The organism is Aphanizomenon sp. UHCC 0183 (genome assembly GCF_009712065.1).
Classification (GTDB): domain Bacteria; phylum Cyanobacteriota; class Cyanobacteriia; order Cyanobacteriales; family Nostocaceae; genus Dolichospermum; species Dolichospermum heterosporum.
The window spans coordinates 34,683-47,258 of sequence record NZ_VILC01000017.1; the positions used below are offsets into that span (position 1 = coordinate 34,683).

At 40.1% G+C, this 12,576-nt stretch carries 9 protein-coding genes and 1 pseudogene; 2 read left to right on the forward strand and 8 right to left on the reverse strand.

Going from position 1 to position 12,576, the window contains the following annotated elements; all coding sequences use genetic code 11:
• Window positions 1-39 precede the first annotated feature (39 nt).
• Both FJR37_RS08130 and FJR37_RS08135 read right to left on the reverse strand, forming a co-directional pair.
• The gene (locus FJR37_RS08130; protein WP_027403983.1) at window positions 40-426 is read right to left on the reverse strand and encodes a co-chaperone YbbN; all 387 of its coding nucleotides are present in this window, start codon (window positions 424-426) and stop codon (window positions 40-42) included.
• A gap of 583 nt (window positions 427-1,009) precedes the next feature.
• Window positions 1,010-1,726: an NnrU family protein gene (locus tag FJR37_RS08135; RefSeq protein ID WP_174763403.1), complete on the reverse strand. Its 717-nt coding sequence runs from the start codon at window positions 1,724-1,726 to the stop codon at window positions 1,010-1,012.
• A 167-nt stretch (window positions 1,727-1,893) separates the two neighbouring features.
• Between FJR37_RS08135 and FJR37_RS08140 the strand changes: the two genes are divergently transcribed.
• A complete protein-coding gene (locus FJR37_RS08140; protein ID WP_168465748.1) occupies window positions 1,894-2,910 on the forward strand; it encodes a LysR family transcriptional regulator in 1,017 nt (338 codons plus the stop codon).
• Window positions 2,911-2,935: 25 nt separating this feature from the next.
• Here FJR37_RS08140 and FJR37_RS08145 read toward each other — a convergent pair whose 3' ends face one another.
• The 6 genes and pseudogenes from FJR37_RS08145 to FJR37_RS08175 form a co-directional block, all read right to left on the reverse strand.
• Entirely contained in the window at window positions 2,936-4,447 is a 1,512-nt protein-coding gene (locus FJR37_RS08145; RefSeq protein ID WP_168465749.1) for an addiction module component, read from the reverse strand.
• A gap of 459 nt (window positions 4,448-4,906) precedes the next feature.
• Complete coding sequence (locus FJR37_RS08155; protein WP_053539726.1) at window positions 4,907-6,088, reverse strand: aldo/keto reductase; 1,182 nt, start codon at window positions 6,086-6,088, stop codon at window positions 4,907-4,909.
• Between the two features lie 361 nt (window positions 6,089-6,449).
• Window positions 6,450-7,370, reverse strand: coding sequence for a TIGR01777 family oxidoreductase (locus FJR37_RS08160; RefSeq protein ID WP_053539725.1), 921 nt, complete (start codon window positions 7,368-7,370; stop codon window positions 6,450-6,452).
• A 58-nt stretch (window positions 7,371-7,428) separates the two neighbouring features.
• A pseudogene (locus FJR37_RS08165) lies at window positions 7,429-7,722 on the reverse strand (FHA domain-containing protein); the annotation flags it as partial.
• A gap of 793 nt (window positions 7,723-8,515) precedes the next feature.
• Entirely contained in the window at window positions 8,516-10,930 is a 2,415-nt protein-coding gene (locus FJR37_RS08170) for a cation-translocating P-type ATPase (RefSeq protein WP_168465750.1), read from the reverse strand.
• Window positions 10,931-11,540: 610 nt separating this feature from the next.
• Entirely contained in the window at window positions 11,541-11,816 is a 276-nt protein-coding gene (locus FJR37_RS08175; RefSeq protein ID WP_027403977.1) for a TM2 domain-containing protein, read from the reverse strand.
• Between the two features lie 530 nt (window positions 11,817-12,346).
• On the opposite strand from FJR37_RS08175, the gene FJR37_RS27665 reads away from it, so the two are divergent.
• A complete protein-coding gene (locus FJR37_RS27665) occupies window positions 12,347-12,547 on the forward strand; it encodes a pentapeptide repeat-containing protein (RefSeq protein ID WP_371316535.1) in 201 nt (66 codons plus the stop codon).
• The last annotated feature ends 29 nt before the right edge of the window (window positions 12,548-12,576 follow it).

Genomic DNA, 12,576 nt, shown 5'->3' on the forward strand with positions numbered 1-12,576 from the left:
TACTTCCCTACTCCCCTACTCCCCTACTCCCCTGCTCTCCTACCTCCTAACTCCTGACTCCTGACTTCTGACTTCTGCTGTATCTATTTTTTCTTGACTTGTATATGTGAGTCTAATTGCTTCTAAGGCTAGACGTAAATCGTCTTTACTCCGAAAACCTTCTAGTCTTTGTCTAACTATACCTTTTTCTATCAACAGTAAGGTTGGTAATGATTTCAGTCTATAAGTATTTGATAGCTTGAAATTTTGATCAGCGTTAACCCCCACCAATTTAAGTTCATCACCACACTGAGTCTGAAATTGTGATAACAGTGGGTGAATGATGCGGCAAAGCCCACACCAGGGAGCTTCAAAATTCACCAAAACGGGTACAGGGGATTCTAAAACTTCTTGAGTAAATGTCCGTTCATTAACCGACAACACCATGATGCCTCTTGTGATTATAAGGTTTTTATATCAAAAGTTGATTGTCAGCAGGAGCAAATCGGTATAAATTACCAACTTGAATTTTAAATTTTCTAGCAACAGACAAGGCGGAGGATATCAATTGTTCGTGTCAACGCACCGTAGCTATTGATTAAATTCAGCCGACAACAGGGTTTTACTCCTAAATCGGTGATTCCTGACTCCTGACTCCTGCTATTAAGGATTTTGATGGTTCCTGCTGACAAAAAAGCCACCGTGTATACCGCGCTGGCTGTTCTACATTTCAAATCCTGATTACTATTGATGACTACTGCTTGGGAAAAATTTGACAATGGTGACAGTGCGGGTTATTGCAGTCTCTACATTGCTACTTAATGCCTGTTTCCAGTCTGGTGGATGGCTATTGTTTGTTTACGAGTATAAGGTTCACTGAAACCTGGTGGATAAATTCTTTTTCTGATCCCATTGGGAAAAAGTTTAATGATATATGTTTGAGTTTATCGTACATTGTTTTGGTAGCAAGTGATCAGGACAAAGTTTCGTTAAATTTATATGTTTTGTTGATCTTGGGGATCACACTAAACTACCATATTATCCTACTTGTTGCCACTAATAACAAGGAGTGAGACCACCATAATAGACCTGTGAAAATGGCAACCCCTAAATAAGCAGGGCGGAGAAATTCCTGCCAGTGCAAGGATTGACGACCATCAATAATCGCTTGAAAGGGGATAATGGAAGTTCGCTGTTTGACAACTTCAAAGGCTTCTCCATAACGTTGACTTAAACGGCGATCGCCATGCCATACTCCAAATAGATGATGTAGTATCAACCCAATGGAGGTGACAAGGGTAAAACTAGTACCTAGCCACAGGGTATGGGCTACACACCAAATAACTTGTCCCACCATTTGCGGATGACGGGTAATACGGATAATTCCTGTTTCATAAAGATGAACTTGGGGCTTTTGAATGGCAGCAATTTCTAGTAGATTGAAGGTAGCAGGATATAAAAATAAAAAGGATATAGCTGATAGTACCCAGACTAATGTTTTTACACCTGTTATGTCCTGTAGCTGCCAAAGTTGCTGTCCATCATAACGGTGATTAAAAAAGTAAACAATTAAGATCACAGCCAAAGGGAGGCTAATTAATGCAAAGATAATGCGATAAAGTCTTGGTCCAAGGTATTTTTCTGCCCAAGGACGTAAAGCTGCCCCTCCGCTGTGAGCGATCGCAAAAACTAATTGTAACCCTAGTATGACAAAATGACTGGAGGTAAACCAATGATTGGGCATCATATATACAACTCAATTCAAAATTCAAATCAGCTAGTACCGCAAAGCAAAGTCAAAATTCACGGTTCTTCAAATGTTAACAATGCCATAAATCATGCTTAGTGACCAAACTATTCATTTCGATTTATTTTTAAAGTTACTCATGCACCCCAGTTTGTGGGTTAAGCCTTATGTCTGACCTTCCTTTTACCTTAGATCAGTTACGTATTCTCAAAGCGATCGCCCAAGAAGGGAGTTTCAAACGGGCGGCTGATAGCCTTTACGTCTCCCAACCCGCTGTCAGTTTGCAAGTTCAAAACCTGGAACGGCAACTGGATGTCCCTCTATTTGATCGAGGTGGTCGTCGCGCTCAATTAACTGAAGCTGGGCATTTACTCCTCAACTACGGAGACAAAATCCTCAGCTTGTGTCAGGAAACCTGCCGCGCGATTGAAGACCTCCAAAATCTTCAAGGGGGTACATTAATTGTAGGCGCATCTCAAACCACCGGCACTTATCTTCTGCCGAAAATGATCGGCTTATTTCGCCAAAAATATCCAGAAGTAGCTGTGCAATTGCACGTCCATTCAACCCGACGCACCGCTTGGAGTGTATCTAATGGTCAGGTTGATCTGGCGATTATTGGCGGAGAAATTCCCACAGAATTAGGGGAATCTTTAAAAACTGTTCCCTATGCTGAAGATGAATTGGCTCTCATCTTACCTACCTCCCATCCCTTTGCCAAATTAGAAACCATCCAAAAAGAAGACCTATATAAACTACAATTCATTGCTCTTGACTCCCAATCAACTATCCGCAAAGTCATTGATCAGGTTTTAGCCCGTTGTGATATTGACACCAGACGGTTTAAGTTTGAGATGGAACTAAATTCCATAGAAGCTATTAAAAACTCTGTCCAATCAGGCTTAGGTGCTGCCTTTGTTTCTACATCAGCGATCGCTAAAGAATTACAAATGGGTGTCCTTCACCGCACCCCTATCGAAGGAGTTGTGGTGAAGCGCACACTCTGGCTGATATTTAACCCCAACCGCTATAGATCAAAAGCCGCCGAAGCATTTAGCAAGGAAATATTACCTCAGTTTGCTAACCCTGGCTGGACTGAGGATATGTTAAAATTGTCACAAATGAATTCTGTGGTAAATAGTACATTAGATGTAGCAACACCTAGCTCTTCTGATGCCAGTTAAACATCTTGTCACTGGTCAAAAGTCATTAGTTAACGGGATACACAAATAACGTAGTTAAACCTTGGTCAAACAACGTCAATTGCTTATAGTTCGCTCTCTGATTGACCTTACTCGTAAGTTTGCTTTTAGGTTCTAGAGTCTGGGGCTTATCCATGCCCGTTGTCGCCTCGGTTTCTACTATCAGAGAGTCCCGAAACTTCTGAGTCCGTTCTAGCAAGATTACTTTTACATCGGAATGTTTCATGTAACGAGTGATTTCAACGTCACTCATTCTTGTTAGAACGTTATCAGCAGCGTTAGTATCTGAGTGCATCACGACCCCATCATGTCCGGTAAACTTGTCACCATTTCTACTACCTGTTAAGGTACTAAATCTGGAGTCAAGCTGTGACGTATACGCACAATTAACACTAACAACCGTGCAACCTACACGGGTTGAAACTTGTTTGAGGGCATCCGCAACTATCCCCTTGCACCATGAAGAAACATTTCTCTTCATACGCTTTCTCATGGGCTTTTTGCCTTTTAGTGCTTCCGTCAAATCTTCAAAAGCTACCTTGATCGCATCTGTCATCAAGTCGTGCGTAGCTGTAAAAACTATTGTTTGAATCCTACCTTTAAAGGATGTTTCCCGATTATTCCACTTGATTTTACCAAGATTATTCCGTTTAATTCTATCAGCCTTGGCACTGTTTCCTTTCTTCGTAGACTTGTTAAAAACTGACCTGATTTTATTACGTTTAACTTGTTTCGCTGTTCTGTAATCGGTTTCTTGAATTTGGATTTTACCAAAATCATTACCCAAAAATCTAGCACCATCGTTAGAAGATGTGGCATAAACTTCGGTGTAACCTCTATCACATCCAATTATTTTACCATCGGTCTTTTTTCCAGCTTTTTGGATATCAGTTGTGTAGTGTATTTCCCATCTGCTATTACGCTTAATTAGCCTTAGCTGACACTTTATTTCTGTTGGTAAAGTCGTTGGTAACTTGAGAGTTTTACATGGAGTTAATCCTCCAAAACGCAACCACACCACACCTTTGTCGTCCATCTTAGTATCATAAGCCTTCACAATAATTTGGTTACAAACTTTTGTGTGACCTCGATACCAAAACTTTCTAACTAAGGTGCAAAGTCTTGGATGATCCAACCATTCACGGCTTTCTAAGGTAAGTTGTAAAACTCCTTTTTTAGTCTGGAACGATTGGAAAGATTGACCCAAATATTTCATCACCTTTTCGACACAAGCAGCCTGAACTAAATGAATATCATCAAGTACGTCATAGAGAGTTGCTTCCCACAACTTAGCGGGTAATTGATACTTGTCTTTCGACGTGCGTAGCTGTTTGTCAATCTCAAATTTAGAAACGCCCCAGGCTTTCAACGACCCGAACTCGTTCCACAAGTCAGAGCGCAGTTTACCCAAACTCAAAGCAATAAGATCAAGTTCGTTAGATTTCCAATTATTAAGTTTTTCAGTCCCTAAAATAGCGATTCTCGTAACGGTTAACTGATTTTTAACTTTGAGTTTCATTGCCTCGGTTTGCTACGTCTTTTATTATTATACTCCCATTGACTCGTATTGGCTACTATTTGGCTCATGAATATTTTGCTCTTCGGCTATTTTTTTCTTGTAAGCCCGAAGAAAGTAAAGCTTCGAGGAAAAGCAGTGCATGATAGCCATAAAATCCTGCATTAGTTCTTCGTGCTGTGATAGCTTGGCATTTTTCACCACGTCGTCTTAGGGTGATAACCAAATTGTTTGTAAACTTGTTCTGGGGTTAGGTATTTCATCTTGCGGTTAAATACGATTAACCCCAGTATACTACGTTATTTTGAGATTAAAGAGTAGGCAAATTGCTAATGACCAGTCACTCATCTGACTACTGACTACTGACTAATGAATAATATGGAAGTCTACTATACTTCCACTGTCAACGTCCCCTGTTACCTGTTACCTGTTACCTGTTACCTGTTACCTGTTCCCTGTTCCCTATTCTTGAGACAAACGCTTTATCTCCGCACTTCCTAATATATCCTGGGCTTTAGCTAACATCTGGGGAATTTTTTCAGATTGGGGACTATTAACAAGACATTCTCTTAAATCTAATTCACCTAACTTATCAGCCCGATTACCAGGAAACCAATGATTAGCCTGTCCTAAGAGATTGTAACGCATTTTCCCATAGTCAATCATGTCATAAGCCAAAGTCAAATTTAACAGCCACAAAATCACCCGCATATTTACTTCTCCTGGCGTTTCTTCCCAAGTTGGTAGATTAGTTTCCCAGGTTTTTACCCAATCTTCTCCTAAAATATTGACCGCTTCCGATTCCAATCTAGAAATAATTGGTGGTAAAATTTCTGCCGCATTATCTAACAATGCCAAAGTCTTTAAATGCTCATCAAAATCAGTTGGTTTTGCTGCACCTATACTCAAAGTATGCACTTGAGGACGACTCAAACAAAATAAATCATTAAACACCATTGGACTCAAAGGCGCACACAAATCAACTAATTTTTTGGCAGGTTGATATAATAACCCGCCTTTATTAGAAGGGCTAATAATAAATACACCCATATCTAATTTATTTGCAGCTTCAATAGCAGCCCAATTCCATTGATTAATATAGTACCAATGCAAATTTACATAATCAAATTGATTACTATTAATTGCTTGCAAAATTATCTCTATGGGAGCATGAGTAGAAAAACCAATAAATTTAATTTTACCCTCAGACTGTAACTGTCTTGCTACTTCTAAACAACCACCTTCACGAATACTATAATCCCAAATTTCTGCATTATTAATCCCATGTAACCCAAATAAATCAACATAATCTAACTGAAGGTAAGCCAAAGATTTTTCAAACGTTTTGCGAAATTCTTGAGCATCTGCAACAGGAGAAACTTTCGTTTGGACTATTAATTTTTCACGGGGAAACTGAGGCAGGATTTTTCCCAACTGCATTTCTGATGTTCCATAACCCCGTGCAGTTTCAATATGATTAATTCCCAATTCTACAGAACGACGAATTACAGCTTCTAAATTCTCTTGATTATCTGTAGGAATTTCCTCTGGTGTGACATCCTGCCATTTATATTGATAGCGCATTCCCCCGCAGGAGAAAACGGGCATTTGTAATTCTGTCCGACCAAAACGTTTGTATAGCATTTGTGAATTTTTGAACTAAGTAGGTGAACACAATAAAACCAAAGTGTGTAAAGAAAAGTAAAATCGCCCAAAGCTTCTTCACTCTTGCATGATTGCCTCTTGCCTTCCCATAACGACAATTTTCAATGCCAACCTACTTATCTAGGGCTTACGCATTGACAAAGTTTTCTAAATATGTAATGTGGATTTTATCTCTTGTAGGGTGCGTCAGACCCAATAATTTGGTAAAAAACAGATTTCCTCTATCTGACGCACCCTACTCAATAAGTTATTCCCAAAGCCGAAAACGACGCAATTTCCTTCATTCATATGATGGTAAGTTAGTGAGCGTGCGTAAGTCCTATTATCTATCAACTAAGAATTAGGTGAGAATCTGCGTTAGTGCTGATTGCAAATTCGGATATTGATACTCAAAACCCGACTCTAAAGTGCGTTTGGGTAAAACCTTTTGTCCTTCCAAAACTACCTTTGCCCCGTCTCCTAATATAGCTTCTATGGCGAATCCTGGCACAGGCAACCAAGAGGGACGATTCATGACGTTACCCATAGTTGTACTTAAATCATTCATGCGAACTGGTTGAGGGGCAGTGGCATTATACACTCCCTCCATTGTTGGTTTAGTTAAAGCTTGGATAATTAAACCGACGATATCATCTAAATGAATCCAGGAAAACCACTGTTGACCACTGCCAATGGGTCCACCAGCAAAGAGTTTAAAGGGGGTAATCATTTTCCCCAAAGCACCACCATTACCCAAAACAATCCCAAAGCGTAAAATTACTAACCGCACATTGGTATCTTTTACCTTGGTAGCTTCCTGTTCCCATTCTTGACAGACTTGAGCGAGAAAGTCGTTACCAGAGGCACTATCTTCATTAAAACTGGCAGTTTCACTGGTTCCGTAGTAACCAATAGCCGAAGTATTGACTAGGACAATGGGGCGAGGATTAGCTTTAGCTATAGCTTCGACAATTTTTTGTGTTCCTAGTTTGCGAGTGTTGAGAATTTCCTGCTTGCGTTCTGGTGTCCAACGTCCCTCAGCAATGGGTTCTCCTGCTAAATTAACTACGCCGTCACAACCAGCCATAGCATCTTGCCAAGTGCCGGATACACTAGGAGTATAGGCGATAATTTCTAAATTAGGAAATGCTGGGGAGGGAAAAACCTTTTGAGCAAAGGTAGGGTTGCGAGTTAATACCAAAATTCTATGACCTTCCGTGTGTAGTCTTTCTACCAACCGACTACCTACAAATCCTGTTGCACCACTAATTGCTATTTTCATTGATATTTCGTGTTGTTTATTATCTACTGAGGAATGAGAATTAAATCAAGATTCTATTATTGCGGAGGTTATGAGTGGGAATTTTTTGCCCATTGATTATTAAACCATTAGAACTGGGTTTTCCTTTGGCATCACCATCTACAATTCGATAATAATATCGTTGACTATTGGGGCGTGGTAATCTTACTAATGTGGCATGATAACGAGAAACAAACTGGGAGAATAGACGGATATTACAATCTCGATCTCTACCAATAGAATAAACGGGGTCTTCCAAAAAAAATTTTTTGCGTCCTTGGTGATCTTCAATAATCAGTAGATGGTTTTCATTGTTTGCTGCTTCTGTTGCCATGATAGGTATACTAAACACGGGTGAGATTTAAACTTTTACTCTTTTCTCTCCTTATTACGATACAAGGGGTTTAGCACTGCTCATAGGTGTCAACTTAGGGAACACCAAAAAATAAATTACCCAATTTTGTGGGATGGGCATACTTCGACCCTTCGACAGGCTCAGGGCATCGCAAGCTCAGCACAAGTCCTGCCCGTCCTTGATGATTAGCAGGCAAGATGGCTGCGCCACAATAAATTTTTGGGTATTTTTTTAATTGGAAGTCCCTTAAGAGACTTCCAAGAAATAAATTATCCTAAGAAACGAACCACAGAGGCACAGAGTACACAGAGAGAGAATTTCTGCATCAGTTTTGGGACATTTTTTTATTTGGAAGTCTCTAACGTAAAACCTCTATCCCGCAAAGAACTCAAGTCATCTCATTCCCAGTCAGAGACTGGGAATGAATTCTAGAAGGCTCTGCCTTCAATAATATTAGAGGCAGAGCCTCATCAACTGCATTCCTAGTCAGAGACTAGGAACTAGATGTGGTAGGGATTTGAGCTTAAGTTGACACCTATGAAGCTCTTGCTTTACCCCTGCGTTTAGAATCAAACAATCGAGCCGTTTTAAGTATAGGATAATTACCTAAACTTTGATCAGTCATTCTCAATTGCCAAAGGTTCTACACTGTGTTGGTGTTGACCGGGAATTTTAGATTTTAGATTAAAAGAATTTGGTACAAGACCCGTCCTTGAGGACAGAAAAATCCTCAATCCCAAATCGAGTGACTTTTAACTTTCACTTTGCGCTGCTAGGGAACAAACCTCCTTAATAAAATTGAGTTGGTAACAACACTGACGGAGCTAAAAGCCATTAATGCTGCTGCACTGGCAGGTCCTAGAACGAAACCGTAGGCAGGTAATAATATACCAGCGGCGAGGGGAATACCTATCGTATTATAGGCAAAAGCCCAAAATAAATTCTGACGGATAGTATTAAAAGTGGCTCGACTTAGCTGAATCGCCTTGACAACATCGGTCAGGGAATTTCTCATTAAGATAATTTCAGCCGTTTCCATAGCGACATCGGTTCCAGAATGTAGGGCAATACCGACATCTGCCTGTGATAAGGCTGGCGCGTCATTGATGCCATCTCCTACCATAGCAACAAATGTGTTGATCTTCCCACATTGAAGAGATTGAATGGTGGCGGCTTTTTGGGCTGGGGGGATACCTGCCATGATGTCGGTGTTGGCGATTCCTAGTTGTTTAGCGATCGCCTTGGCTGCTTCTAATCTATCACCACTAAGGAGCATCACGCGCAAACCCATTTGTCGGAGTTTATCTACTGCGGTTTTCGCATCTAGTCTGAGGGTATCACTAACGGCAATTAATCCGCTTAAAGTTCCATCTACAGCTACACCAATTACGGTTTTTCCTTCTGTGGCTAGTCTTTGTCTCTGTTTTTCTGCTGTTTCATTAATATTGATTTGGTGGTAATTAAACCATTCCCAGTTACCTAAAAGAACTTTTTTTCCCTCGACGACAGCGGATACGCCCATACCTGGTTCGGTATGGAAGTCTACAGCATGGGGGATGATTAACTCTCTGGCTTTGGCTTCTTGCTGAATAGCTGTAGCTAGGGGGTGATAAGTACCACTTTCTACGGCTGCGGCTAGTTGAATGAGAGATGATGGTAAAGTTGATTCGGCAATAACTAGACAATCAGTGACAGTGGGTTTACCTGTGGTGAGAGTTCCGGTTTTATCAAAAACTACCGTGTCTAGTTTGTGGACTTTTTCTAAAACGTCGCCACCTTTGATTAATAGTCCCCGTTCTGCACCCATTCCTGTTCCTACTAAAATCGCTGTCGGGGTAGCTAATCCTAAAGCACAGGGACAAGCAACTACCATCACAGCGATCGCTAATTTTAAACTAATTAATAGGGAAGAATATTGAGTGTGCGGTAATAAATGTTGGGGATTATGTCCCATATTGTGAGCCATTGCCATCGCCCCGGACATGGTAACATCTGGCCAGAGGTGAGTTCCCAGCAAATACCAAAATACGAAGGTTAAACCAGCCGCTGTTAAGACACCATAAGTAAAATATCCAGCCACCGTATCAGCTAATTTTTGGACTGGGGCTTTGCGAGTTTGGGCGGCTTCTACTAAAGCCACAATTTGGGCTAAAATTGTATCATCACCAGTGCGGGTAGCTTGAATAGCGATCGCTCCTGATTGATTTAAAGTTCCCCCAGTCACAGTATCTCCCGGTTGCTTCATCACAGGTACTACTTCCCCTGTCAGCATGGATTCATCTATGGTAGTTTGTCCAAAACGCACCTCACCATCTACAGGAATTTTATCCCCCGGTAACACCTGCAACCATTCGCCCACACGCACCTGTTCTGCCGGAATCTCCATAATATTTGCCCCAGCAATCAATTTTTCCGGTTCTGGGTTAATAATTAACCGGGCTGTTTGGGGGGCTAAAGCCAACAATTGGCGAAACGCTTTAGCAGCACGTCCTCTAGCCTGTTTTTCCAAAGTCCTCCCCAAAAGAATAAAACCCAGCATCATCACAGGTTCATCAAAAAAGCATTCCCAACCCATTTGGGGAAACAATAACGCTACCAAACTTGCAGTATAGGCTGTTAACGTTCCCAAACCAATGAGAGTATTCATATTCGGCGCACCCCGTCGCCAACCTAGCCAACCTTCCACTAAAATTGGTCTACCAGGAATAATAATAGCGATCGTCGCCAATCCACAATGAAACCAGATATCATTTAAAAAGGGAAAAATAACAGATCCAATATTACCAAAATGACCAATCCCCGATAGTAGCAGTAATAGACCAGCAATTCCTAACTGTCTAACTGTCCCCTGCATTTCCTGGCGTTGTCTTGCTTCCACAGCGGATTGCAGATTATCACCAGCACTTTTACCCGTCCGTAATTGGCTAGGAAATCCTGTAGCCGTTAATCCCTGAACTAACGCCTCTACATCTACAGTACCAACCTCTGCCTCTACGACTGCAACTTCCGTTGCGAGATTAACACAAACGCCTTTAACTCCTGGATGCTGAATAAGCTGTTTTTCTACCGCATTAACACATCCAGCACACTTCATCCCCCCAACATCTAAAATAATTTTCTCTGAGTTAAGTATTTTTGTGGGGGGGACAGATTCTCTAAGTATTTCAGATTTTGGGATCAGTTGCATGGCTAGTTTTGAGGTTCGCTTTTGTTAGTTTAACGCTTAATAACCAGCGTCTCTACTTTGAGGTTAAGGGAAATCTGCCACTTTCACCAAGTGAACAATATTAAGTTTCCCCAACTCCCCAAAATCATCTAAATCCGGCGTTGCTGATAGCCTGCGTGGCGTAGCCATATTGAGGTATGAAATTCCCAAATTGAACCTTTAAAAATCTTACCTTTGCATCTACTCTATACGAGATCACGAAGCGTGATTGCGTCTTTGCGTGAGACTAAATCATCTAAATCACAAAAATCATAGTTTAATTTTAGCTGTGTAAATTACAGCAGTTAATTGTACTGGTAACATCAAAATTAGGCTTTTACAGAAATAATTAATTTCCCAGTCTGATACTATACTAAAATATCCCGTACTCATTATTAGCAAGACTAACAAGTGCATCTGTTTATATTTGAGCAACTGCATATTAAGTAGGTGAACACAATAAAACCAAACTGTGTAAAGAAACGTAAAATCGCCCAAACCCTTTTCACTTTTCCCTCTTGCCTCTTGCCTTTTGCCTTGCCATAACGACAATTTTCAACGCCAACCTACTTAATTTGACATGACAAACTTTCTAAAACCAACCTTGCTTATTCACAAAATAGGTATTAACAAATTCTTCATGAGATTTATTTAAGTAAATCATAGCTTCAATCAAACCAACAAGCTGCATAACTATTAATGTAAATCCATAGGTAAAAGAACCACCGATTATAGAAACTGCTAACATAATAAAACCTTCTAAAGTATAACCAAGAATGAATTTATGTAGCCCAAATCCACCAAAAATAATTCCAGCATAACCAGCTAACAGTTGTTTCATAGTGTGAGATGGGTTAATATTAGTCATATTGAGATATACTCCTTGGTAATTAGTAATTGGTAATTAGTGATTAGTCATATTTATTTACTGGTAATCCTATAAGTAGGTTGGCGTTGAAAATTGTCGTTATGGCAAGGCAAAAGGCAAGAGGCAAGAGTGAAGAGGGTTTAGGCGATTTTACATTTCTTTACACAGTTTGGTTTTATTGTGTTCACCTACTTATATGATTTAAATAATGATAAGATACTCATGAAAAGCTATCATCAAAATACTAAATTTTTCGATCAGACATAGCAAATTTGCAGAGAAATATTGTGCTTAATATTCACCAAATTTCAGGTAATAATTAACCTCAAAATCAGTAAATATCCAACATATCCAACACTATGGATTTTTCTACATATCTATTATTGTGAAATCCGGAAGATTTTTTTGAGAAGTAAGTAGGCAGGCAAATAAATTTTCCTATCCACAATCTATTTTTTTGGCTAAAGGTAATTTTTTACTCCTTTTTTATGAATCAATTTCTGTAATAACAGATTGTGACAGTTAAGGCTGTGGAATGTGGGTTACAGCGGTTGATAAATGATAATAAATCATATATTAAACAGCCTACATCCAAAAATAGCGGCAAGGCTTACCTGAGAAACGCTAACCTAAGCGGTGCTGAACTAAGTAATACTATATTGACCGACGCTAACTTCAATCTTGCCAGAGTTACAAATGCTGACTTTAGAACATCGCGGGGCAATTGTTAAGGATAAGATAAGTAGGTTGGCGTTGAAAA

Bases quoted from the DNA above. Each gene is read 5' to 3' on its own strand.
- FJR37_RS08130 (WP_027403983.1), bottom strand. From the start codon at position 426: ATGGTGTTGTCGGTTAATGAACGGACATTTACTCAAGAAGTTTTAGAA.
- FJR37_RS08135 (WP_174763403.1), bottom strand. From the start codon at position 1,726: ATGATGCCCAATCATTGGTTTACCTCCAGTCATTTTGTCATACTAGGG.
- FJR37_RS08140 (WP_168465748.1), top strand. From the start codon at position 1,894: ATGTCTGACCTTCCTTTTACCTTAGATCAGTTACGTATTCTCAAAGCG.
- FJR37_RS08145 (WP_168465749.1), bottom strand. From the start codon at position 4,447: ATGAAACTCAAAGTTAAAAATCAGTTAACCGTTACGAGAATCGCTATT.
- FJR37_RS08155 (WP_053539726.1), bottom strand. From the start codon at position 6,088: ATGCTATACAAACGTTTTGGTCGGACAGAATTACAAATGCCCGTTTTC.
- FJR37_RS08160 (WP_053539725.1), bottom strand. From the start codon at position 7,370: ATGAAAATAGCAATTAGTGGTGCAACAGGATTTGTAGGTAGTCGGTTG.
- FJR37_RS08170 (WP_168465750.1), bottom strand. From the start codon at position 10,930: ATGCAACTGATCCCAAAATCTGAAATACTTAGAGAATCTGTCCCCCCC.
- FJR37_RS08175 (WP_027403977.1), bottom strand. From the start codon at position 11,816: ATGACTAATATTAACCCATCTCACACTATGAAACAACTGTTAGCTGGT.